Genomic DNA, 22,958 nt, shown 5'->3' with positions numbered 1-22,958 from the left:
TGAAGCGTAATATTTTGGTATTATTGCCTGATCAACAAAGTGAGGATGGTAATTGACCTTTCATCGGAACAGGCGGGAGATGAAAGCAGCTTTCGTAAGCTGTTTGAGACGTATGCAAAAAGGGTGCATGAGTATATTTATTTTATCACGAAATCCGAGTACCTGACAGAAGAAGTAACGCAGGAGTTGTTCCTGATACTCTGGCGGAAAAGGAAAGACCTGCGGGTTGTTGAGAATATAGACGGCTATATTTTTCGTATTGCCAGAAATCTTGCGATTGGGTTATTAAAACGAGCGGCGCTGGATAGCAAGCTGGCTGCCGAGCTCTACAAACATAGTGCTAAGGAAAGTGATCAGATTGAGGAGTTAATGGGTGAAAGAACCGTGCAACAACTTATTGAAAAGGCGGTATTAGAACTGCCGGCGCAGCCCCGTAAAATTTACCTGTTGAGCCGCAGGGAGAATATGAATGTTGATGAAATAGCCGCAGCAACAGGTTTATCGAGAAATACAATAAAAAACCACCTGCAAAAAGCACTGAATGATATAAGGGATTACCTGGTCAGGAATGGCTATCGATTGGCGCTTGCTTCGCTGCTGGCGAGAAAATTCTTCTGGTAACGAATACGCAAACAAACAATACAGCATCAGGCCCAACAAGTAGTGGGCCTGATGCTGTTTGTTTTTTAATTATACCCGTCATTCTGCGTTAGATTGGGGTTGTTGCTTCTTGGAATTTGTGGTATCGGGAATAAGGTAGCCGTTGTTTTCCAGCCTGCTTTGAGCTTACCTAAAATATCATCCGCCCTGGTTTTGTTTCCGGCCGTTAAACCGGGCCAGCGTTTTAAGTCGAACCAGCGGTGTCCCCACTCACAAAACAACTCATGTCTGCGCTCATTTTCAATAGCCAGCATAGAGGAGGCCCTGTCTGTCATTGTTGTACTATTTTTAAGCCCTGCACGGTTTCTGATCACATTAATATCATCTGCCCCACCCGTGAAATTATCTTGTTGCACCTTTGCTTCTGCACGGATTAGATACAATTCCGCGACGCGCAGTAACAGGTAGTTTTCGCCCAGGGCGGCAGTGGCAGGTGCAGCATTTAGTTTATACTTGGAGGGAGTACTTACACTGGCACCCTGAAGAATCCAGTTTGTTTTCCTGAGATCGCCGCTTTCAAAGCTGCTGACCAGTTCGGTATTCATCGGATATCGCAGTATAGCGGCAGTGCCTATTGTTGTTACAAATGCGCTTCCTTCGTTGGTATAATTAGAAAAAGGGGTGCGATCAAGTTCTAAAATAGATTCGCTGTTACCATTCTGAAATGCTTTATTGATATCGGCAGTGGCTTGTATTTTATACAAACCGGTGTTGGCTAAAACCTGTGTAGCCATCGCCTCGGCATTAGCCCAGTCTTTCGTATAGAGGTATACCCTTGCGAGCAAAGCTGCTGCGGCCCATTTATTGGCCCGGGTGCGTTTGCCCCCGGAGATCGTATAATCAGCAGGCAGGTTATTCATAGCCATTACCAGGTCGGCTTTTATCTGGGTATAAACATCGGCCTCGCTGGCCCTGGGTGCGTAGAGTGTTACATTTTTTTCTATAGTGGTTATCAATGGTACAGGTCCAAACAGATTCACCAGGTAAAAGTGGCTGAATGCCCTTAAGAAATAGGCTTCTCCTATAATCTGCTTTTGAAAGGCAGCCGAAAGGCCGGAAGAAGCACCCGCATTTTCAATGATGGAATTAGACTGGTAAATCACACTGTAGAAGTGAACCCAGAACGTATTCAGGTTGTCGTTGTTCACCAGTAAATTGTTACTTGCAAACTGATCGTAGACGATGCTGGCTGTATAGTAAGACAGTTCATCTGCGGCCATACCCGTTGAACGGGTTATTTCGCCATTAGTGGTTTGATTATTGGCCATAGTGGCGTATACGCCATTAATGGCAGCCTGGGCGTTTCCATCACTGCTGAAAATAACGTCGGTAGTGACATTGGTTTTATAATCGGGCTCCAGGAATTTACTGCATCCGGTTCCGGCCATCAGTATGCCTAAAGTTAAGCAGCTATAGATAAGGCTTTTTATATGTTGTGCTTGCATAATAGTTTTTTTTAGAGTGAGAATTGAAGACCGCCAACCAGCCTCTGCAAGGGGGGAACGGAATTGATGCCTGTTTCCGGGTCAAATCCTTTGTAGTTGGTAATTACGAAAAGGTTTTGCGCCTGCAGGTAAACCCTGGCTCCAGTGATGTGTAATTGCTTTAGCGTAGCAGGCTTAAAGTTATAGGATATTGATACGTTGGTAAGCCGGAGGAAGGATGCATCCATATAAACAGCATCGCTTAACAGGGTGTAATTATACCAGTCTGTTGAAAACGAAGGCCTGATAAATGCTTTTGCCAATCCGAGGGAGCGATAGGCCTCCACTGTTTTTTTAGGAACATTATACATCTGTCCTGTTTGAAATGAATTAGACAGGTAGGTAGGCTTTTTTGCACCCAGCGTATATTGGAACAGGAAATCGAGTTGTATATTTTTATAGCTGATGCTATTGTTCAATCCACCGAAACAGGTGGCGTAACCGGCTCCTACCAACACTTTATCGCCTTTGTTGTAAGCTGCCAGGCCGCCGGAATAATCTATTACACCATTTTTGTTGACATCTTCATACTGCGGTATACCATTCGCATTATTGCCTGTATAATGGAGGGCATAATAGGCTAAAAGCGGGTTACCCACCACCATACTGTTTGCATAGCTGGTTTTTTCGATGCCATCGAACTTCAGCAATTTATTCCTGGGAAGGCTCAGGTTCAAAGATGTACTCCATTTCAGTTTTGTGTTTTGAATATTGGTAGTAGTAAGCTCAATTTCAAAACCACTGTTCTGCACGAGTGCGCTGGTAAGGTTATTGGTGAAAGAAGTAAATCCTGTTTGTGTACTCACGGGATAATCGACCAGTTGATTACCGGTGCGATTGCGATACACCGAAGCGGAAAGCAGGATACGATCTTTAAAGAAACCTAATTCTATGGCGCCTTCCAGTTTTTGGGTAGCCTCCCATCCGAAATCAGGATTATCCAATTGTGCAGGCGCCATTCCGGCGGCCGTGCCGTAGGGGTAGGTAGTGGCAGTGTAGGTGCTGATAAATTTATAATTCGGAACGTTGTCAGATCCTACCCATCCTATGCTACCTCTTAATTTACCAAAACTCAGGAAAGGAATATTCTTCATGAATGTTTCATTTGAAAAGATCCATGCAGCACCTATGGCTCCAAAGTTTCCAAAGCGCCTGTCAGGGCCAAACCTCGAAGATCCATCTCTCCGGAAAGAGCCGTTGATGATATACCTGGAATTCCAGATATAGTTGGCGCGTCCAAAGAATGAGGCATACTGGTAAGCGTTGTAGCCTGTGCCGGTAGTATAGGTGCTTGCCAGCGCCAGATTATTGATATAGGCGTCTGATGAGAAGCCTGTGGCAGTGATATAAACAGGCATTTCCCCAACTGTTTTCATGATAGTGCTACCTGCCAGTATGTTAAACCTGCCTTTGAGCAAATTACCGGAGTACTGGATTTGAGGCTCTACGTTTACTGTACGGTTGCGTGAAGAGTTATACCTGTTGTACGATTGCGCAAATGTGTTGGACGGGTCCAGTGCCGCCTTCGGGAAAATGAGCTGCTGCTCAGAGGTAACATTCGTTAATCCGAATGAAGTTCTGGCCTCGAGGCCCGGTAGTATGGTATAACGAAGTAACAAGTTGGAGGTAAGGCTTAACGTTTTGGCACTATAGGAAGTTCTCATCGATCCATAAGGGTTGCCGCCACTGTAACTCCAGTTTAAATTGCCCGCAGCATCGTATGGATTAAAGTTGGGAGGAAGTGTATATGCTAAACTGCCATAAGCCCCGTTCGGTAATTTTGTTTGGGTGGTGTTCACCATTCCCGATAAGGCGATATTAAACTTTCCTGAATTTGATGTGTGATTCAACGAATAGTGTGCGCCCGCCTTATTAGATCCGCGCCTGTCTGCATAGATGGTATTTTCATAGTGGTAATTTCCTGCAATCAAAAAGGAAGTACCTCCTGCTCCGCCCGACATGGATAAATTGGCATCAACAATATTAGCGGTATGTCCTACCAGTTCCTTTTGCCAGTCGGTAGTTTTTGTACTATCCCATGTAAATAAATCGGGGGCATTAGCTGCCGTAGGTACTATACCTGCGTTTTGATAGGCCTCTTTGCGCAAAGCCCGGTATTCCGGCGTGGATAAAAGCTCCACACGCCGGTTATTCATAGCAACACCTCCATTCACATTGGCGTCGACCTTGGTTTTACCCTGCTTTCCTTTTTTGGTGGTGATGAGCATCACGCCGTTGGCTGCCCGTGAACCATAAATAGCCGTAGCGTCAGCATCTTTCAAGATATCAATGCTTTCTATATCGGCCGGGTTCAGGTTATACAAAGAACTACCAAAGCCGTTAGGGCCTGGGATATTATTGGTAACGCCCATCATATCGGGATGGTTGATGGGTGCGTTGGGATACGGTACGCCATCAACGACTACAAGAGGGGCACTGGTGTATGAATTTGCTGTAATAGAATTTTGTCCGCGCACCTGAAAAGTAACATCTCCACCAGGCAGTCCGTTCGCCTGACTAATACTCATGCCGGCTGTACGTCCGGCCAGCGCCTGCAGCACATTACCAACAGGGTTCTTAGCAATATCGTCTGCAGTGACTTTTGTAACGGAGCCTGTATTAAGCCTTCGGGTGGTAGATCCCCCATAGCCCAATACCTGAACCTCATCCAGCTTACCTGAAGCAATTTTTAATGTTACAGAGACAAAGTTTGTTCCAGCTACCGCAACCTTTTCCTGCTGGTACCCGATATAGGTGATGATCAGGGTATCGTTTTCATTTACGCCTGATATGGTAAACTGTCCCTTTGTATTGGTGGTTGCTACAAGACCCGTGCGCTTTATAACGACTGATGCACCGTTTAAAACCCCGTTGTCGCCGCTAACGATACCGGATACATCTTTGGGAGGTAGCGGCACATTTTCAACAATTGCCGTTATCCTATTATGTTTTTCGCTATTGCGTGTAACAATAATTGTTTTGTCTTCGATCAAATATCCAAATGGCTGTGATTTGAAGCACAAATTTAAAAAGGATAAGAGGGGCTCGTCTTTCACGTCAAGGGAAATGAGTTTAGCCCCGGCAATTTGCCTGTAGTCATAGAACAGAACATAACCGGTTTGCTTTTCAATAGCAGAGAATGCGGCTTCCAGAGAAACGTTTTTGCCTGAAAAAGACACTTTCTGAGACCAGGATGCAGCGCTGGCATGTAGCGCGCCAACCAGGAGCAGGATAGACATTAACTTCATGACACGAAGAAGTTTAGCAGTTAAATGCATAATTTTGCGTACGTTTTGGTTTACAATTTTGTTGTTGTCCTGGTGTACCGGAGGCAGCAGTTAAAGTAATTAAGCCAAGTATGAAAGAGTAACCGTTCTGCCCGCAATGCTGTTCGGTTACTTCTTTTAAAAAGTCAAAGTCTCAATTACCAGGCTAAGAGTGATAAAAAGGAGATAAGTACTAACCAGCAGGAAAAATTATTTTCTTTTTTTCGATCCATTTTTGTTGAAACGTTCGTTAATGAAAACAAAATCCTCGCGGAGTTAACAACGTTCGCCTTTCATTCATCTGCACTCGCCTTAATTAAGGGATACCAAAAAACAGGTAGACAACCAGCGGAGGCCACAGGCAACACCATACACGGTTTTACCATAATAATCAACCAGTTATCGGATTTATCATCACAAACAAACTCAGCAAAACATATTTTAGTTTATAATTTTTCCAAAAGAATCGAGACACAAAATGCTGATAAGTTGATGGGGAGCGAAAAGCAGGCAATGATAACTATTTATGTTTTGGTGACTTTTATCATAGAATATCCCTGAATACCGTCCCATTTTTGAGGTAGAAATTTAAACAAGCATTATGGCGGTAGAACATTCATACGATGTATCTGTATGCTGGGACAGAGATAGAAAAGGGACATTGAGTTCCTCTGTTCTGGATACAACGATAGAGGTTGCTACCCCTCCGGAATTTCCTAAAGGAATGGAAGGAATATGGTCACCTGAACATTTGTTTGCTGCTGCCGTCAATAGTTGCCTGATGACAACCTTTCTTGCGATAGCAGAACATAAGAAGCTGGACTTTGTGTCTTTCAATTCTTACTCTTCCGCCAAGCTTGAAATGACAGACGGCAAGTATATGATCAGTGAGATTATACTTTCGCCTGTGGTGATCATCAAAGATGAAGCTCAGAAAGAACTGGCAGAGCAGATCCTGCATAAGTCAGAAGCGGCTTGTCTTATATCAGCATCCATAAAATCGACAATAGTATTCCGACCTGTTGTTACACTTCCGAGCGTAAGCGCAGCAGGTATTAAAAATCTGTAGATATACATGAGTTCTCGCCGGGAGCGGGCTTAAGCGCTCCATTAGTTCATTGTTTTATCGAGGCCCTGCCATCACTGATTATCCTTTCTGTTTTACTTGCACTTAAAAAAGTCACAATTATTTTCTTCTGAACCAACAAACCACTCCGCGTCACATGGCAGGCCCTCTTTTTTTCTTTTTACGACTCAGCCAGGAGCGCTGAGATCATCTTTTCAAATTCAGCTTTATACTCATTGTAATAAGAACCGGTACCAGGACCAACAAAACCTGTATCCACTTTCCTCACTTTTCCTTTTTTATCGATGATGATAGATGTTGGGAAGGTTTTAATGGGTGTGAACTGGGGCAATGTTTTTTCGGTACGCTGCGGATCAGTAACCGCTACGCCTGTATTCAGAACAGGATAGGTGATATTGAAGCGTTGCTGAAACGAATTCAGTGAACGTGCAGAACGTTCGGCATCGGTAGTGTATTCGTATGCGAGGGCAATCATTTCCACGCCACGCTGTTTGTTGTTTTTGTAATAGTCGCTCAGGAATGCCGTTTCATCCATGCAGTTGGGGCACCAGGAGCCCATGATCTGTATAACGACGACTTTGTTTTTAAAACGTTCGTCGTTAATGCCTACCTCTTTGCCATTGAGATCTTTGAAGCGGAAGTTTAGTTTTCCTTCTTCGCCGCTTTTCAGGTACATGGCAGCGGTATTGGGTAAGGTGGCGGTATCGTTAGCCACCGCCTGCCATTGCTGTTGTCCTGTGGCGCCGCTGTATAACATACCGTTAGCTATTTTCTGGTTAGAGACTTTAGCAGTGAACAGCAGTGCGTGGCTGCCATCGAAAGCCGACATCACCAGGGAGTCGCCGGTAACGATGCCTTCCAGGAACCTGAAGTCGCCTGTAGGAGTGAGAAGGCTACCTGTCACCTTATTGTTTTTCTGCGTAAACACGCCAATTGCGGGAGAAGGCTCGTTTCCGGGCTTATAGAGTTGCACAGCCCATTTGCCGCTGATATTGGTGGCTGCAGGACCTTTTACGGCCGTAAAACGGGTTGTATAACGGGAAGAAGCGGTAAAAGGTAACACCACCGATTTGGTAGCGGTTGCTTTGATCCAGTTGCCGCTGATGCTGTCTTTGCTATAGACGCGTGCACGGAATGAAGATTCAAAGAAAGGCATCTGAACGAAAACAGAATCACCTGCCAGGATGATATCGGTAACTTTCATCCGTTCTTCTGCATTGAGGATATAGATAACGGGTTTGTTTTTATTCCAGGAGAATTCGTAGTTGAAGACAATGTCCCTGCCGTCTTCTCTATGTAAGAGGGCGCGCCATATGCCGGTTTTCACAGGTACCTGCGCTATTACTCCCTGCCCTACTGCCAGCAGTATCACTGCCATCATCATTAGTTTCCTCATGGTAATATCTTTGCGTTTCCGTAAAGATACAGTAGTTGGCATTAAGCGGCTGCCCTACATTCCGGGGAGGGATCACTAGCGAATGAGCAGCACCCAGCCGGAAAGTTTGCCTCCCAATTCTGTTTTAAGATCGATGACGTAGTAGTAGGTACCTGCGGGCAGTTGTACACCGTTAGCGGTTCCATCCCATTCCTTATCGTATCCCCGGCAGGAAAACACACGCTGACCGTAACGGTTGAAGACGGACAATGTGGCCTCGGGATAAACATTCAACTGATCGATGGCCCAGGTATCATGGTTACCATCGGCATTGGGAGAGAATGCGTTAGGAACGGTGACACGTTTATAGACTTTGATGAACACCGCATCGGTTACCGTTCCGCAGCCATAGGGAGAGGTAACGTGCAGCACATAAGTGGTATCGACAACCGGCCAGACTGTGGGGGAAAGTGCGGCGGTATTGCTGATATTATAAGGTGGCGACCAGTAATAAGTAACATCGGTACCCGATGCGGTGCCGGATAGCTGGAAAACAGTACCCTCATAGTCGCGCTGATCGGCGCCGGCATTTACAGCAGGCTTTTTCCAAACAAAAACATTCACGTCATCTTTATCGGTACAAAGGCCATTGCTGACGGTAAGGGTGTAGGTGGTAGAATCGGTAGGATTTGCCGTTGTTGTGGCTGTATTTGTAGCAGAGAGACCTGTTGCGGGCGTCCATTCGTAGCTGGTGCCGCCGGAGCCCTGCAGCAAGGTGGAACTGCCTTCACAGATGCCTATATCGGCGCCGGCACTTGCTACCGGCTTTTTATTGACGGCTATGGTAACGGTGCCGGTATTGGCGCATCCTTCCGTGGTGGTTATTGCAATGGTGTAGGTGCCGTTGACGGCGGTTGTAATGTCGCTGATCGTGGGATTCTGGCTGGCGCTGGTGAAGCCGTTGGGGCCTGTCCAACTATAGGATGCGGCTCCGCTGGCGGAAGTTAAGTTCAGGGTTTCGCCTTCACATGCCGGGTTATTGGAAGCGGCTTCGGTATCGGGATTATCCAATACGGTGATAGAGATGGGAGTTGAAGCGACGCGACAGGAGGCGGAACCAATATTCGTGGATTGCGCGGTTACCAGGCGGTAGAGGAATGTGCCTGCGCCGGTTGGGGAGCGGGTGTAGGACGTTGTGGTTGCGCCGGAGATATCTGTCCAGCTTGTACCACCATCGATACTTAGCTGCCACTGATAAGCGGGATCGGTATAGGGCGGAGAAACAGTGCCGGAGAACTGAAAGGTGCTGTTGTCTGTTTTGCAGATCCTTTTTGTGGTGGTTCCGTCTGCAATGGCGATGTTAACAGATGGGCCACATGGGCGGAAGGTAATGTCGTCGAGCGCCAGGTCATTAGCGGGCGCGCCACCGGGGCTGCTATTACTTATTTTGATGACCACATCGGAGACGCCTGCGGGCGTGGTAAAGAAAAAGCCGAACTGTTTCCATACGGGGCCGCTGCTGGTACGGGGAATGGAGCCTGTACTATAAGACTGGATCACCGTGGATTCATCGGGAGTGAGGATGGAGAAGGTAACATTGGGCGGGTTATTGTCGGAAGAGCGCAGCAGGTTTACGACCCATGCGGCGAATTCGTAGGTAGTGCCGCCGCAGAGGCCGGTCACTGCTTTCTTGTAGAAGTAGTCCGTTACAGAAGTGGAGGCGTTGACCACCATCATATAACCGCCTGTGTTGCCGGTATGGTCGGTCGTGGACCACCAGACAGATCCTGCGCCGGCGGTAGTATTTTCGACCGTATAGTAGCCGTCGTTGGGGAAGCTTTGCGCCACATAGGTATAGTTGGTAGTTCCCGAAGGAAGGGCGCCGGCAAAGGTGGCCGTACCGGCGCCGAAATCAATACTCACTACAGGATCGCCGAGGCTACCGGTGCAAAGCTGGGCTGTGGCGCGCTGTGTTACGGCCAGTAAAAGGAGGATCAGCCAGCAGGCGGCAGAACGGGAAACACTATATAAGCTCTTCGTTGTCATTTTTTTAAGCAGCATGTAGGAAAAACAGGGGAAACCAACAGTTGATCAGAAGAATACTTCCTAAAGTAACGGGAATAGTGTGTAGGATGATGTAAGAAATAGACCAGTGAAGGGGGGATACCGATAGTTCATCAAAGAAGGCCGATGGGCTATAGGGGAAAAGATTATATTTGAGCAACTACTTAACCTTTTTAAGACTATGAAACTAATCTACACCCTTGGCCTCAGCCTTATATTGATCAGTTCCTATGCACAGCGCAGTGTACAGGAAAAAGTAAGTAAACTTTCAGACAGTCTGACAATTGCCCTCAATAGCCATATTGGCGAAAGTGAGCCTGATTATTTCAATGAGAGGCGTTATATCTCGCGCATACTGGCATTAGATAAATCAAATGAGTGCGCTTTATATACACAAGCGCGCATACTGGCGAGGGCCAGACAGTATGATAGCTCCATTATTGCTTTAAGTAAAATGATCAGCAAAAAAAAGACTGCATGGCTTTTACTGTTCCGCGGAGCGCTTTTTGAAATACAAGGATTGACGGAAAAATCGCGCGCAGATTATAAAGCAGCTCTCGATGCATCCACTGCAGCGCTTTTGGACACCAGAGATACCACAACGCGGATACAGATACTTTCTACGACTGCAACGGCCAAGCTCTTACTTGGCGGAGAGCGAACCGAAGTAGCAGATTCTTTGCAGCAGGCCTTTGCAGGTTTACGCAATGCCGAGAACGATGCTATTTGCCAGCGTTTTTTGAATAGAGCCCGCTTTTTCAACCGTAAAAGCTTTGTCGACCAGTACAGAGACGGTTATTACCTGGGAGGCGTCCGGATGGGTTCTATGGAGCCTAAGCATGATGGCCCGATCCAGCGCATCCCAAAGCCGTGAGCCGGTGGTAAAATGTTAATTCCGGGGAGAAACAGGGATATGGCGTTAGCTTTGCGGGAGAAGGATAGCTATGCAAAAAAAATTACCATTCTTACCCGTTCTCTTCTTGTTGGCTATAATGGCGAGCGGATCAAAGGCCAGGAGCCAGGAGGCGCCTGCTGTAGTTGACAGCATTTATTTTCATCTTTACACAGACAGTCTTAAAAAGCAGGTGTATAACTATATCAACGTTGACGCCAAGCTCAGTAACGGGCGCTGGCGGCCGCTGAGCAGCAAGGATGTTGATTTTAAAGCCAATGCGGGGAAATGGGATGGTAACAGTATTATCATAGATACCAGCTTTAAAGGGGAGTATGTGGATATTACGGCTACTTTAAAGGCTAATCCTGCGTTAGTGCGTTCGGTTCGTATTTATATCAAGAAGAAGGAAGACAGCGGGGTGTTAAAGACCGAGGAAGAGGTATTGCGGGAGTACCGGAAGAAGAAGCAATAGCATTGGTATGAACCAGAGCATAGGAATGCACCCGGCGTTATTTTTATTTCAAAAAATAAGGGTACTCCCGGAAGGAAGTACCCTTGGATTGCTATTGGTACAATTGTAAACTACATTTTTTTAGCATCCTCGAGGAACTTGGCGAGGCCAATATCGGTCAAAGGATGTTTCAGGAGGCCGAGGATAGAGTCGAGCGGGCAAGTGCAAACGTGGGCACCTGCTTCTGCGCAACGGATGATGTGGTTTGCGTTACGGATAGAAGCTGCGAGGATCTCGGTTTTAAAGCCCTGAATAGCGAAGATGTTTGCGATTTGTTCGATGAGTTGAACGCCATCCCAACCGCTGTCATCGATACGACCGAGGAAAGGAGAAACGTAAGTAGCGCCGGCTTTAGCGGCGAGGATTGCCTGACCTGCAGAGAAGATCAAAGTACAGTTTGTTCTGATGCCGTTGTCGGTAAACCATTTGATGGCTTTCACACCGTCTTTGATCATCGGAACTTTAACTACGATATTTGGGTGAATAGCGGCAAGTTTCTTGCCTTCTTCGATAATGCTTTCGAAATCTGTAGATAATACTTCGGCGCTGATATCACCGTCTACCAACTCACAGATGGTTTTATAATGGTTAAGGATAGCATCGTTTCCTTTAATGCCTTCTTTAGCCATTAAGGAAGGATTGGTTGTAACACCATCCAATATACCAAGATCGTTTGCTTCTTTGATTTGTGCGAGGTTCGCTGTGTCGATAAAGAATTTCATAAAGCCTAGCCCGAATGGGATTTTTTCAAGTTTATAAACCCTGAATTTTTTGAGCGCCCCCTTCAGGGGGTTAGGGGGAGAAAAAAAGGCAGGCTTATTACATCGCACCGCTCAACCACCTACCCTTGCTACCTTCCGGTCCTGGGGGATTCAGCAGGAGCTGGTCGTGTAAGACCTGCCGGGTGCAAAAGTATGGGAATGTTTTTTAAAAAACAAAAGTTGCTGTGGAATAGAATTTAAGTGTAAAAATTACTCTTTTATCCTGGAGGCGCGGCTATTTATGGTGGCAAGACCTACGAGGCGATCGTAGCGATCGCTGAAGGCGCGGTAGTATACGAGAATGGTGTAATCGTCTTCGGTTTCCCAATAATTACCGTCGGTGAAAGTTGTTTCGCCCGGGAGCTGCGGTGTATTCCCTGTTGCCTGTGTATTTGGTATTGCCATTTGGGGCGATGCGGATACAGGCGTAAAATAGGCGTAGGTATAGTAGCCTTGTTTCAACAGTAATCTTTTTTCATAGGCGCCTATCTGGTCATTGAAGATCATGCGGTATTGGTCGGTGTATTTATATTGGGAGAATTGTCCACCTATATAGAGCTCTTTATTGGGGATGGGTTTACGCGCAGCAGGAACATAGATAAAATTAATGTAAGCATAGTCGCCTTGCCACCAGGGGTTGATATTATCGGTAGTTCTTGTTTCGGAGAAGCCGTTAAGGTCGGCGTAATAGAGGTAACGTGATTGCGTCCATTCGCCGTCGGGCTTCAGCCATATTTCGAAGGGGAGTTGTTTGAGATCGTATCTATCCATGCGTTCGCTCAGGAAGCGGAAGCTACCCAGATCGGCCCAGCGGTATTCTTTTCCTGCGGGGAAGAGGAAGTCACGTTCTCCATTGTATTCGAAGAGATTTCCGCGCATGAACATGGGTTGTTTTCCTGTGACGGCGTTATCCCAGCGGAAGTTTTGTAATGCTACCACCTGCAGTTGTTGTGCGGGGTTCAGTACATTGAGCTGTGTTTTATCGACGGTAAACTGGAGTTTATGATGCGTGCGTGCTTTTGTGGCATCAAAAGGCTGCTGAATAGCAGCCGCTATGGTGACCCCGCTTTCGGCGATGAGGATGCGGCGCGTAAAGGCCAACTGGCTGGTATCGCCATTCAGGTAGACCTTAAGCAGGTAGTTACCACTTTTTGAGGGCATACAATTGCGTTCGGGCAGGTTCACCTGGTAGTGAATATATCTTGTAGTGGCTATAGAAGAATTACGGAACTGAGTGAGCCTGTTTTGAGTGAAGCCCTGGATATAGTCGAATGTGCTGAGGTTAACGGGCGTCCAATCGGCATTACAGAGCTGGTAGGTATAGTTATAGTTTTTAACGTAGTTGTCGAGGTCATCGAAATGCAGTTCGAGGCCACCAACGGAGCCTAATGTGATGATGGGGTAATTGTACTGGTTGCCGGTGGGGAACAGCTGTACGCTTCCGATATTAGCGTGATAGATTTTATCGGGTTCACGTTGTGCATATGAAGAAGCGCAGATGGTCCATAATCCCAGCGTCAGAAAAAGAAACCTCATGTGTACAATTTTGAGATAAACCTACGACAATACTGTGACTTTCTTTTTGCGGGGTGCGTAACGGAGTGTAGTTTTAGCACTTCAAAAATGAATATACCGGTTTTCATAGCACGACGCATTGCTTTCAACAGGCAACGTTCTTTTTCCAGGTTCATCATACGCCTGGCCACTGCCGCTACGGCTTTAAGTGTTGCGGCCATGATCATTACGCTGGCCTTTGTGAATGGTTTTCAGCGTACGGTTAGCCAGAAGGTTTTCAGTTTCTGGGGACATGTGCGAGTGCAGCAGTTTGAATCGTACAAAGCGCTGGTAGCGGAGGAAACGCCGCTACGGCAGAACGATACGGTATTACAGTTATTGCGACAAACGCCCGGCGTAAAGCAGGTGCAGGCTTTTGCCACCAAATCGGCTGTAATTGACAAGGAGCAGGAGATTGAAGGGGTTTTATTCAAGGGGGTAGACAGTTCTTATGCATTTGACAATCTTGCGCCTTTTTTAACCGCCGGCAGGTGGCCTGATTTCAAGGATAGTGTTTACAGCAAGCAGATCGTTATTTCCCTCACTACTGCCAACCAGCTTAATATCAAGGTTAACGATTCAGTTAAAGTTTATTTTATTTCGCCTGAAACGGGGCGAACCAGCTGGCGGCGGTTACAGGTAAGCGGTATTTACAAAACAGGGATCGAAGAATATGACAACCTGTTTGCTTTAGGCGATATCAGGCTGTTACGACGTATCAACCGCTGGGACAATAATGAGATAGGCGCTTATGAGCTTTTTCTTGACGATTATAAAAACATGGATCCTGTGAGCAACGCGCTTTATGACAAGTTGCCGGATGCCTGGATCAGCAGAACGATACAGGAGGTGTATCCGAATATCTTTGACTGGTTAAAGATCCAGGATGTAAACAGGGATGTCATTTTCATTGTGATGTCGGTAGTAGCGATCATCAACCTTATTACGTGTTTATTGATACTGGTACTGGAACGGACACGGATGGTGGGCGTTTTAAAGGCGCTGGGTATGGAGGACTGGAGCATACAATCGATCTTCCTTTATAATACTATCATTATTTCGGGGGCCGGCATATTGATAGGGCTATTCACGGGTGTAGGTCTTTGCCTGCTGCAGCAGTATACGGGGCTTATAAAACTTGATGAAAGCGCTTATTCGGTAAGTGTTGCCCCGGTGATGATCATCTGGTGGCAGGTACTGGCTGTATGTGCAGGCACTTTGTTTGTGTGTATTTTATCGCTTATTCTGCCAACCGTGTTTATCAAGACGATACGGCCGGTGAAGGCGATCATGTTCAGGTGATGGTATGACAGAGATCTTATGATAAAAAGCCGGAGATATTTTTCCGGTTTTTTTTATGTTTTGTTATCCGCCGTTTATACCTGCCCGCAGGTGTGAAAGCAGGATGCCGGTGGCTACGGCGGCGTTAAGCGATTCGGCGTGGCCAATGCGTGGGATGGTGAGGGCATTGGAGATGAAAGGCAGCAGCGGTTCACGGATGCCTTTTGATTCGTTTCCTATTACCAGGAGGCCTTCGTTCAGGGGCTGCTGGCTGTGAATGCTTTTACCGTTGAGCAGGGCTCCAAATACCGGTACCGGGGACTGAGACAGCAATTCTTGCAGGGGTTGGTACCAAAGGTTTACACGCAGGAAGCTGCCCATAGTTGACTGGATGACCTTTGGATTGTAAAATTCGGCAGTATCGGGAGAAGCGATGATCTGGGAAATGCCAAACCAATCGGCTATACGGATGATGGTACCGAGGTTACCGGGGTCCTGGATGCCGTCGAGGACAAGGCTGAAATGCCCTTTAAGGACAGGGTCACCGGAAGGCGGGCGCTGCTCCCCTATTGCCAGGACCTGGTTGGGAGTTTGCAGCAGGCTGATCTTTTCAAGTTCGGCATCGGAGACAGGCGTTGCGGGTATATTGGAGTTGTTATCGCACCATTGGCTGGTGGCATAGATGTTACGGATAACATAACCGGATTGCAGCATTTCGCCGACCAGTTTCGGGCCTTCGGCAATAAAAAGCCGTTCTTCAAGCCTGTTTTTTTTCTGGTATAAACTTTGGATATATTTGACCTCGTTTTTAGTAACCATATAATATGACATTTAAACACAAACCCGTACCAATACTTCTATTGTTGTCGCTTAGTTTCTGGGTTTGTTTTCTCACTTCCTGTAGTGAACAAAGGCGTCTTGCCGTCAGGAATTTTCCGACAGACACCCCTTTTGTAGCCCATAACCGGATAGAGCTCAAGGGAAACCTGCCCAAAGATGAGAAAAATAGGTTATTAAATTCATTAGAGAATTATTGGGACGACAGTTTGATGGCCCGTAAGGTGCAGCGGTTCGGCATTTTCTACAGCCTGCGCAACCCTCCTATTTTCGATACGATGAATATCCGCAGGACAATTCTGTTCATGAATGGTTACCTGAATTCACAAGGATATTACTATGCTACTTATAAGGATACTTTTTTTGTTACGGAACACAAGGCCCACCGTTTTTTCCTGGCCAATCTTTTCAACCGGAAAGCGTTCCCTATACAAAAGCGGACTACGGTGGTTATGCAGATCGATCCGGGCAAGAACATCATCATCGATTCATTGCGTTATTTGCTTAATGACAGCAATCTGCAACGGCTGGCGCTGGCGAATGCGGAAGCCACTGTATTGAAAAAGGGCAAGCCGTACTCGAAGGAACTTGTGGCCAGCGAGCTTGGGCGTCTTGTCACCATTTACCGGCAGAATGGTTATTACCAGCTTTCGCGCGACAACCTGCTGGCGGAAGCGGATACAACGGATAAGGCCTTATTGAAGTTAACTGTTGACCCGTTTGAGCTGGCAGAGCGGCTGGCGGAGGCATCGGAGCGTCAGAAGCGGAACCCGATAATAGACCTGAGCATTTATGAGCGGGGGGATTATTACCGGAAGAATTTTAAAGACAGCAGTTTTACGGATACTGCGGCGCTGAAGCAGTATTATATCGGCAATATTTATTACTACCCGGAGACGAAGGCTACCGAGATACCGGATAGTCTTATCAACAAACCTGATTTCAGGAAACTGGATCGCCGCTGGTTCACTATTTATGATCGTGAGGGGAAGTTCAAGGACCGTCCTTTCCGTGATCATTCGTATATGCGTCGTGGCGCGATGTATAACGAAGACCTGTATTATAAGACGATGACCAACTTCTCCAATATCGGGGCATGGGGGCAGGTTGACAGCAGGACTGTAGTGCGTGGAGATTCACTGGATTTTCATATTTTCCTATCCCCTAATGTCAAATACAATATCACTTATGACCTGGAAGCCAGCCGGAATACGGGTGATGTGATAGGTGCATCGAACCTGTTTGGTATAGCCAGCAGTGTTACATTGCGGAACAGGAATGTGGCCAAGCGGGCCATACAGGCGGTAACGAGTTTGAGGACCGGTATAGAGATGAACCTGGATCCCAGCGCCGACCTTTTTCAGACCACCCAGGGGTCGATCAACCAGCGATTTGCGTTTCCGCGTTTCATCTCTCCTATACGGATCAGAGGCGGTTATAAGCTCGATGCCAAGCAAACGGTATTCAACATCAACGGCGCCTATATCAACCGGAAGGACTTTTATCAACTGCGTTCACTGGTTACCAGCTGGGGGTATGAATGGAAAAAGAAGAATAAGTTATGGTCGTACAAGCCATTGAATGTAGAGCTGTATTCGCTTGATACGCTGGCGGGGTTACGGAATGCGTTTAAGACGAATCCTTTGCTGCGTACGGCTTTCAATACCGGATCGGTGATAAGCCAGGTATTGAGCTATACCGTTACCTATCCCGGGCGTCATAATCCTTCGGTAAGCAATATCTTCCGTTTTTCTGTAGAAGAGGCAGGCGGGTTATTCGGCAGGATCACCAGTTTGCAGGACAGGATATACCAGTATATCAAGTTCGATGCGGAGTATAAAAAGGCCATTTTATACCGGAAGACGACACTTGCGTTAAGAGCTTATGGCGGTGCAGGTATCAACTACAGTGGTGAAGGGAAATTTGGTAAGACGTTACCCTTCTTCAAACAGTTCTTTGCGGGCGGGCCTAACAGTATGCGCGCCTGGAGCCTGCGGCAACTGGGGCTTGGGTCATCGTTGTTAAGCGATACTTCGGGATCGTTCCGTGACCGGTATGGGGATCTGCAGCTGGAGCTTAATGCGGAATACCGTTATAAGGTGGCGACCATTGGCGCTATACAGGTAGCGGGTGCGTTGTTTACGGATATCGGCAATGTATGGAATATCAAAAACGATCCTGACAATCCCAAAAGCGTATTTAGCCTTAATCGTTTTGCCGATGATATTGCTATTGGCATAGGAACGGGTATACGTTTCGACTTCAACTATTTCCTGATAAGAATTGATGGCGGATTAAAGCTGAAAGATCCTGCGCGATTGAGGAATAACGGGTGGCTGGACTTTTCGAACTTTACCTGGACCAATGACGAGTTCAAGGTCATAGATGCTACAGATGCTTCGGGGCAGCGTGTGATAAAGCGCAACAACTTTGCGATACAGCTGGGGATAGGGTTACCGTTCTAACCTTCACCAGTGATTCAACCGAAAGGTCCGGAATATACCGGAGAGACTATCGATACATAACACAGCGCCGTCCAGTTCACTGGGGACACCTATGATGATCTTAAATGCTTCTGCCGCCTGTATGCTGCCTGCAATACCACAGGTGGTATTAACGATACCTGCGACATTGCAATTAAGGCTGGCGTTATCCAAGAGGCTTTCCCCTGCAAACAGATCATCCAGCGTTATTTTTTTCTGATGATGCAGCACTGTCACATAGGCTTCCCATCCTTTAACGGCAGCATATACCAATGGTTTGGCTTGCGTCCTGCAGGTTTGATCGATCAGTATTCTTGTTGCTGCATCGTCGGTACAATCGCATACAAGGTCATGTTTACTGACTAAGCTTTCAATATTATCAGCATTTATGCGTTCGTTCAACGGGGTAACTATGGACTGCAGGTTTTGTTCGCCAATGCGGGAAGCCAGGACACCGGCCTTTTGCTTTCCTATCGTGTCGTGTGTATATAGCCATTGGCGGGAAAGATTGGAAAGGCTTATGGTGTCATGATCGGCGATAGAGATATTACCTGTGCCTGCTGCGGCCAACTGAACAGCCACAGGCGTTCCCAAGCCGCCGGCGCCGACAATAAGGACAGAAGCAGCGGCGAGCTTCCGCTGACCTTCCTGGCCCCATTCGGGAACGATCATCTGCTGAATATACCTGTTACCGATCACTTTAGTTTTATTTGAGAAGTGATGGTGGGGTCTGTAATAACATCGTCTTCGGCCAATAAAAATGCCTTAGAAAGAATAACAGATAATCCATTATCCCCTTCGAACGGCAGAAATATTTTTTCAGCAGGATTCTGCTGGCTTCTATCGGGAACTATACAGAGATACTGATCGTTAGGCTCCATCAAAATATTTGTGCTGCCAATATGAATTTTATAGGTGCGCAGTTTCCCCTTTACTACAAGGAACTTATCACGAATTGTGGCAACAGGACCGATCTTTAAACGAGGGACAAGGTTTGCCAGGATATCCTTCCTGTTCTTAGCTACTTCGGACAGTTCACCGAAAGAGTAAGCGGTCCAGTAATCGCGATAAGCGGGAAGGCCGCCTGAATCCTGCCAGGTGGGATCATTACCGACACTTGCGACACCCACAAACAAGTCGACATCACGCATCACCTCTGAAAACACCTGGGCGGGGATTTCGACAAGATCGACGAGGTTGCCGGACAGTGTATCGAGGAATCTCACCTGATCGGTGCTTATATAATTCCAGATGCCCGTATCATTGGTAGCATCTACCGCATTTACTTCGTTAATCCAGTATTCTGCACGTAAATTATAAGCAGGCAGAGACAGGCTGGCGATACCATTATCCATGCCGTTATCGAAAGCTCCCATGAGCGTATAGCGCCAGTTCCTGCTTTTAGCCAGTGAATTGAACTGATGCTGCCGTAACAGGTGAGCAGCCATTCTATTGCTGTAAGTCTTGGTTGTAAATTCGGCTTCCGTTAACAGATATATTTCCCGGAAGGCCTGCTTTAACGGTTGCTGCAGCTGATGGGCAACCAGGAACTCCCTCCAGCTTTTTATAGTTTCTACAGAAGCCTGTACAGGGTGCCACAGCGACACTTCTGTTGCGGTTGTAATATCAAGCGGTTCCTTATGCTGGTTCATCCATTGATCGTTCAGGCAAATGGCCTGCCGGATGGTATTATCAGCGGCGTGAAAGTTCCAGATCAGGCGTTCTGCAATGAAGGACATAATACCATGCTGCAGATAATAAGTATGAAAGTGCTCCTTACTCATTCGCCTGTCTTCGCGCAACATCCTGTCTATTCTGTCGCGCTGCGTGACAAGCGTTTGCTCTGCCAGTTTAATATTATCCTTTAACTTTTTCAGTCTGGCAGCATGTTTATCCTTTATATGCGCAGGAACCGATTTTTGCGGAGCGCCATCAGGCTTTATCCAATTAAGTTCTGTTTTGCCTATACCTGTAATATTCACTACTGCGGTATAATCGTCGAAGGAGATGGTTTTATTTCCGTGTTGCATACCGGCATCATCGACTGCCATATCTTCGATCTCACTAACGGACACCCCTTTTTCGCCTGCTGCGGACGCGAGGTATTTGTCGATCAAAGCCTGCGTACTTCCCTGTTTGATACGCAGCCTGAGACGGGAAAGCTGGCCTATACCATCCAATCCCTTTGATGCAAACAAGGTAAACAGGCAAGCATTACCTATAGCGGCAGCTGTTGGTCCTTTTCCGGGTATTTTTTTGAAAGCCCTTTCTGCCAATGCGGAAATAGTTTGGATAGAAGCGCCGTCATGAAAATGAGCACATGCCCAAACCAATCCTTTTATGAGGTCGGCATTTACAGAAGTGATGTAATCATAGGAGCTGTAATTGTATTCATAGCCGCTGCTGTACGTATAAGAATGAGTTTCTTCACGTTCTTTCAGCTCTATGAGAAAGTGAAACCAGTCGTGCGTTGTTTTCTTAAACTTATCGGCGCCCAACGCCTTGATAAGCGTCTTTATTTCATTCAGGTATTTTTGAGAGGGTTTAGCGCCAGATACTTTTTGAGCAAGCGCGAGGATCTGGTACCAGACAAGTTTTTCATTACCGGGCATACGTTCCAAAGACAAGTTTGCAAATTCTGCAAGCGGGTCATTTCCCATGAATTTAACGGGCTTAACAGCAGATGAGGCATTCGTATTTTTAAAAAGCATACCGTCTATTTTCCCGACCATCTTAATGTGCTCTTTCTGATCATAGGGAGACATGTATTTGTCGAGTAATTCCTTCAATTGCCGAAGCGCATCCTCAAGTACGGGGCTGAACGGCTTGTCTTTCCATTGTTTTACGACCTGGTTAAGCAAGGAAGCAACAGGCCAGGTAGTAAGATATGACCAGTCGTTGGCTTTATACTGGCTAAAGGCATTGAACAGGCGGACAACATCGTCTTCTTCAAGCAGTAGTTTATTACGCATCAGGGCCTGCAGGTAGGCCTGTTGCACAGCATTTTTTTGCGATGCCTCATCGGCGTTTGAGCCGGTTCTTCTGCCCGACATAAAATGGCTGATAGCAGTAACAAGCCATAAAGCAAAGGCCACCTTTTTGTTATCGGGCCATGTTTTTACGATCTGCGGCCATGTAGTTGTATCGTTAAGATTGCATCCCCAGAAATACTCTCTTTTGGTTCTATACTCCTTCCAGGTATCATGAACAGCCTGTTTAAATTCTTTTTCATCCGTAGTTGTATCGGAGAAGACATTTTTTATTTTTTTCAGGAAGTTCATACATTATCCTCCCACCAGTGGTGTTAGTTTGATAAAGCTAATGCGCGTATCGGCATGCAGCCTGACCTTATCGTTCAGCGAGCTGCATTGCAATGTATCGACCAGCACAAAGAAGCCATTCTTCTGGAAGGCATCCAATGCTACGTAGACCTGTTTCTCCGGATCAATTACGACCTTATTGCGCAATTGATAGCCGTTGACAGTTTTTTCTGCGTCGGCAGGCTGCACCAAACCATTAAAGTATTGCGGCTGCTTTTGATTGTAGGCTTCCACTTCCTGTAACACCCTGGCTTCTATTATATCCCTGATCGTTACGGTTTCTGAATGGAACCCAATCAATACTTCCTGCAACACCTTGCCAGCGAAGTTTTCGTCTTTGACAGACAATGTAATTGTGGGCATGGGTTGTAGTATTTAGGTAGCGGAAAGATAACGAATTACTGCACAGCTTCCGAGGAGCCATTGGCAGCGGGATGCCTGCCTTATTTTTTCAGTTCCTGCAATTCGCTGATAAAGGATTCCATTTCCTTTGCTTCGGTTAGGGGGAAGCTTCCGATGCGGGTACGGCAGAGGCTGCTCATATAAGCGCCTACGCCCAGGGCTTTGCCGTAGTCGTGTGCGAGGCTGCGGATATAGGTTCCGGTGCTACATACCACCCGGAAATGCACTACAGGGAGGGTTATGGCTGTTATTTCGAAAGCATAGATGGTGACGGGACGTGGTTCCAGTGCTACGTCTTCGCCTTTACGGGCGGCGAGGTAGACGGGCTTACCGTCTTTTTTAATGGCGGAGTGCGCCGGGGGGACCTGCATAATGGGCCCGGTGAACTGCGCTGTTGCGGTGTGGATTTGTTCGCCTGTGAGGTGGCTGATATCCTTCGGGTTTTCGGGTTCACTTTCGAGATCGTAGGTTGGCGTGGTTGCACCAAGTGTAAAGGTGCCGGTGTATTCCTTCTCCATGCCCATGTATTCGTTGATCTTTTTGGTGAATTTACCTGTGCAAATGATGAGAAGCCCTGTAGCCAATGGGTCGAGGGTACCGGCATGACCTACTTTCATTACACCTGTGAGGTTACGGATCTTGCGAACTGCGTCGAAAGAAGTCCAGTAAAGCGGTTTGTTGATGAGTAATACCTGTCCTTCGAGGTAAGGTATCATAGCTTCGTGTACAGGTTTCTGTTTCATTGCTTTTCGTACTTCTCTTGTTCTTGTGCGTTTCTTTTTGTTTTGTGCGTTTTTATTTCAACGCTCTGCTTGTCTCCTTTTCTGAAAATACTATTGTGCGCTTTTTCACCGGCCGGGCCGCGACATTTACCGGATCCGGGAAAGGCCTTCCGTTAATGGAAGCGGTATTTATTACCGGGGTGATTCCGGCATTGCGTTAGAGCGGCTTCGAGACGGCTTTAAGGTGGCTTTAGAG

17 protein-coding genes and 1 other RNA gene are annotated in these 22,958 nt (G+C 46.8%); 6 read left to right on the top strand and 12 right to left on the bottom strand.

Features of this window, described 5'->3' with window-relative positions; genetic code table 11:
* Positions 1–45 precede the first annotated feature (45 nt).
* Positions 46–621 (top strand): RNA polymerase sigma factor, encoded by a 576-nt coding sequence (locus ESB13_RS01250; protein ID WP_129001229.1) that lies wholly within the window; start codon positions 46–48, stop codon positions 619–621.
* Between the two features lie 65 nt (positions 622–686).
* On the opposite strand, the gene ESB13_RS01245 is transcribed toward ESB13_RS01250, so the two are convergent.
* Both ESB13_RS01245 and ESB13_RS01240 read right to left on the bottom strand, forming a co-directional pair.
* Entirely contained in the window at positions 687–2,105 is a 1,419-nt protein-coding gene (locus ESB13_RS01245; protein ID WP_129001228.1) for a RagB/SusD family nutrient uptake outer membrane protein, read from the bottom strand.
* Between the two features lie 11 nt (positions 2,106–2,116).
* A complete protein-coding gene (locus ESB13_RS01240) occupies positions 2,117–5,392 on the bottom strand; it encodes a SusC/RagA family TonB-linked outer membrane protein (protein ID WP_164974059.1) in 3,276 nt (1,091 codons plus the stop codon).
* Between the two features lie 619 nt (positions 5,393–6,011).
* Between ESB13_RS01240 and ESB13_RS01235 the strand changes: the two genes are divergently transcribed.
* Complete coding sequence (locus ESB13_RS01235) at positions 6,012–6,479, top strand: OsmC family protein (protein WP_129001226.1); 468 nt, start codon at positions 6,012–6,014, stop codon at positions 6,477–6,479.
* Positions 6,480–6,657: 178 nt separating this feature from the next.
* Here ESB13_RS01235 and ESB13_RS01230 read toward each other — a convergent pair whose 3' ends face one another.
* Both ESB13_RS01230 and ESB13_RS01225 read right to left on the bottom strand, forming a co-directional pair.
* Positions 6,658–7,893 carry a peroxiredoxin family protein gene (locus ESB13_RS01230; protein ID WP_246022388.1) on the bottom strand — a complete coding sequence of 412 codons (1,236 nt, stop codon included), beginning with the start codon at positions 7,891–7,893 and terminating at the stop codon, positions 6,658–6,660.
* Positions 7,894–7,968: 75 nt separating this feature from the next.
* Positions 7,969–9,918 carry a gliding motility-associated C-terminal domain-containing protein gene (locus ESB13_RS01225; RefSeq protein ID WP_164974058.1) on the bottom strand — a complete coding sequence of 650 codons (1,950 nt, stop codon included), beginning with the start codon at positions 9,916–9,918 and terminating at the stop codon, positions 7,969–7,971.
* 199 nt (positions 9,919–10,117) lie between these two features.
* Here ESB13_RS01225 and ESB13_RS01220 point away from each other — a divergent pair, with 199 nt between their 5' ends.
* Positions 10,118–10,810 carry a hypothetical protein gene (locus ESB13_RS01220; protein ID WP_129001224.1) on the top strand — a complete coding sequence of 231 codons (693 nt, stop codon included), beginning with the start codon at positions 10,118–10,120 and terminating at the stop codon, positions 10,808–10,810.
* A 70-nt stretch (positions 10,811–10,880) separates the two neighbouring features.
* Entirely contained in the window at positions 10,881–11,303 is a 423-nt protein-coding gene (locus ESB13_RS01215; RefSeq protein WP_129001223.1) for a hypothetical protein, read from the top strand.
* A gap of 110 nt (positions 11,304–11,413) precedes the next feature.
* Here the strand turns inward: ESB13_RS01215 and fsa are convergent, their stop codons facing one another.
* From fsa to ESB13_RS01200, 3 genes are all read right to left on the bottom strand, one after another.
* Complete coding sequence (gene fsa, locus ESB13_RS01210; protein ID WP_129001222.1) at positions 11,414–12,064, bottom strand: fructose-6-phosphate aldolase; 651 nt, start codon at positions 12,062–12,064, stop codon at positions 11,414–11,416.
* Between the two features lie 83 nt (positions 12,065–12,147).
* An RNA gene (ffs, locus tag ESB13_RS01205) (signal recognition particle sRNA small type) lies at positions 12,148–12,245 on the bottom strand.
* Between the two features lie 68 nt (positions 12,246–12,313).
* Complete coding sequence (locus ESB13_RS01200) at positions 12,314–13,639, bottom strand: type IX secretion system plug protein (protein ID WP_129001221.1); 1,326 nt, start codon at positions 13,637–13,639, stop codon at positions 12,314–12,316.
* An 87-nt stretch (positions 13,640–13,726) separates the two neighbouring features.
* Here ESB13_RS01200 and ESB13_RS01195 point away from each other — a divergent pair, with 87 nt between their 5' ends.
* Positions 13,727–14,959 carry an ABC transporter permease gene (locus ESB13_RS01195; protein ID WP_129001220.1) on the top strand — a complete coding sequence of 411 codons (1,233 nt, stop codon included), beginning with the start codon at positions 13,727–13,729 and terminating at the stop codon, positions 14,957–14,959.
* Positions 14,960–15,022: 63 nt separating this feature from the next.
* Here ESB13_RS01195 and ESB13_RS01190 read toward each other — a convergent pair whose 3' ends face one another.
* Positions 15,023–15,757: a TrmH family RNA methyltransferase gene (locus tag ESB13_RS01190; protein ID WP_129001219.1), complete on the bottom strand. Its 735-nt coding sequence runs from the start codon at positions 15,755–15,757 to the stop codon at positions 15,023–15,025.
* 5 nt (positions 15,758–15,762) lie between these two features.
* Between ESB13_RS01190 and ESB13_RS01185 the strand changes: the two genes are divergently transcribed.
* Positions 15,763–18,240 (top strand): BamA/TamA family outer membrane protein, encoded by a 2,478-nt coding sequence (locus ESB13_RS01185; RefSeq protein ID WP_129001218.1) that lies wholly within the window; start codon positions 15,763–15,765, stop codon positions 18,238–18,240.
* Positions 18,241–18,243: 3 nt separating this feature from the next.
* On the opposite strand, the gene ESB13_RS01180 is transcribed toward ESB13_RS01185, so the two are convergent.
* From ESB13_RS01180 to truB, 4 genes are all read right to left on the bottom strand, one after another.
* Positions 18,244–18,957, bottom strand: coding sequence for a HesA/MoeB/ThiF family protein (locus tag ESB13_RS01180; RefSeq protein ID WP_129001217.1), 714 nt, complete (start codon positions 18,955–18,957; stop codon positions 18,244–18,246).
* Positions 18,954–21,539, bottom strand: a complete 2,586-nt coding sequence (locus tag ESB13_RS01175) for a DUF4132 domain-containing protein (RefSeq protein ID WP_129001216.1) — start codon at positions 21,537–21,539, stop codon at positions 18,954–18,956. Before ESB13_RS01175 ends, ESB13_RS01180 begins: the two co-directional genes overlap by 4 nt.
* A 3-nt stretch (positions 21,540–21,542) precedes the next feature.
* Positions 21,543–21,941 (bottom strand): hypothetical protein, encoded by a 399-nt coding sequence (locus tag ESB13_RS01170; protein ID WP_129001215.1) that lies wholly within the window; start codon positions 21,939–21,941, stop codon positions 21,543–21,545.
* 80 nt (positions 21,942–22,021) lie between these two features.
* A complete protein-coding gene (truB, locus tag ESB13_RS01165) occupies positions 22,022–22,723 on the bottom strand; it encodes a tRNA pseudouridine(55) synthase TruB (protein ID WP_246022387.1) in 702 nt (233 codons plus the stop codon).
* Positions 22,724–22,958: the final 235 nt, after the last annotated feature.

Source organism: Filimonas effusa (genome assembly GCF_004118675.1).
Lineage (GTDB): Bacteria > Bacteroidota > Bacteroidia > Chitinophagales > Chitinophagaceae > Filimonas > Filimonas effusa.
The sequence above is the reverse complement of the archived record's forward strand: the minus strand, read 5'-3'. Positions and strand labels throughout refer to the sequence as shown.

Excerpts from the sequence above, each read along its gene's own strand:
- ESB13_RS01240 (WP_164974059.1), bottom strand. The coding sequence starts at position 5,392 with ATGAAGTTAATGTCTATCCTGCTCCTGGTTGGCGCGCTACATGCCAGC.
- ESB13_RS01200 (WP_129001221.1), bottom strand. The coding sequence starts at position 13,639 with ATGAGGTTTCTTTTTCTGACGCTGGGATTATGGACCATCTGCGCTTCT.
- ESB13_RS01225 (WP_164974058.1), bottom strand. The coding sequence starts at position 9,918 with ATGACAACGAAGAGCTTATATAGTGTTTCCCGTTCTGCCGCCTGCTGG.
- ESB13_RS01230 (WP_246022388.1), bottom strand. The coding sequence starts at position 7,893 with ATGAGGAAACTAATGATGATGGCAGTGATACTGCTGGCAGTAGGGCAG.
- ESB13_RS01220 (WP_129001224.1), top strand. The coding sequence starts at position 10,118 with ATGAAACTAATCTACACCCTTGGCCTCAGCCTTATATTGATCAGTTCC.
- ESB13_RS01190 (WP_129001219.1), bottom strand. The coding sequence starts at position 15,757 with ATGGTTACTAAAAACGAGGTCAAATATATCCAAAGTTTATACCAGAAA.
- ESB13_RS01235 (WP_129001226.1), top strand. The coding sequence starts at position 6,012 with ATGGCGGTAGAACATTCATACGATGTATCTGTATGCTGGGACAGAGAT.
- ESB13_RS01175 (WP_129001216.1), bottom strand. The coding sequence starts at position 21,539 with ATGAACTTCCTGAAAAAAATAAAAAATGTCTTCTCCGATACAACTACG.
- ESB13_RS01250 (WP_129001229.1), top strand. The coding sequence starts at position 46 with ATGGTAATTGACCTTTCATCGGAACAGGCGGGAGATGAAAGCAGCTTT.
- ESB13_RS01245 (WP_129001228.1), bottom strand. The coding sequence starts at position 2,105 with ATGCAAGCACAACATATAAAAAGCCTTATCTATAGCTGCTTAACTTTA.
- ESB13_RS01215 (WP_129001223.1), top strand. The coding sequence starts at position 10,881 with ATGCAAAAAAAATTACCATTCTTACCCGTTCTCTTCTTGTTGGCTATA.
- fsa (WP_129001222.1), bottom strand. The coding sequence starts at position 12,064 with ATGAAATTCTTTATCGACACAGCGAACCTCGCACAAATCAAAGAAGCA.
- ESB13_RS01170 (WP_129001215.1), bottom strand. The coding sequence starts at position 21,941 with ATGCCCACAATTACATTGTCTGTCAAAGACGAAAACTTCGCTGGCAAG.
- truB (WP_246022387.1), bottom strand. The coding sequence starts at position 22,723 with ATGAAACAGAAACCTGTACACGAAGCTATGATACCTTACCTCGAAGGA.
- ESB13_RS01185 (WP_129001218.1), top strand. The coding sequence starts at position 15,763 with ATGACATTTAAACACAAACCCGTACCAATACTTCTATTGTTGTCGCTT.
- ESB13_RS01195 (WP_129001220.1), top strand. The coding sequence starts at position 13,727 with ATGAATATACCGGTTTTCATAGCACGACGCATTGCTTTCAACAGGCAA.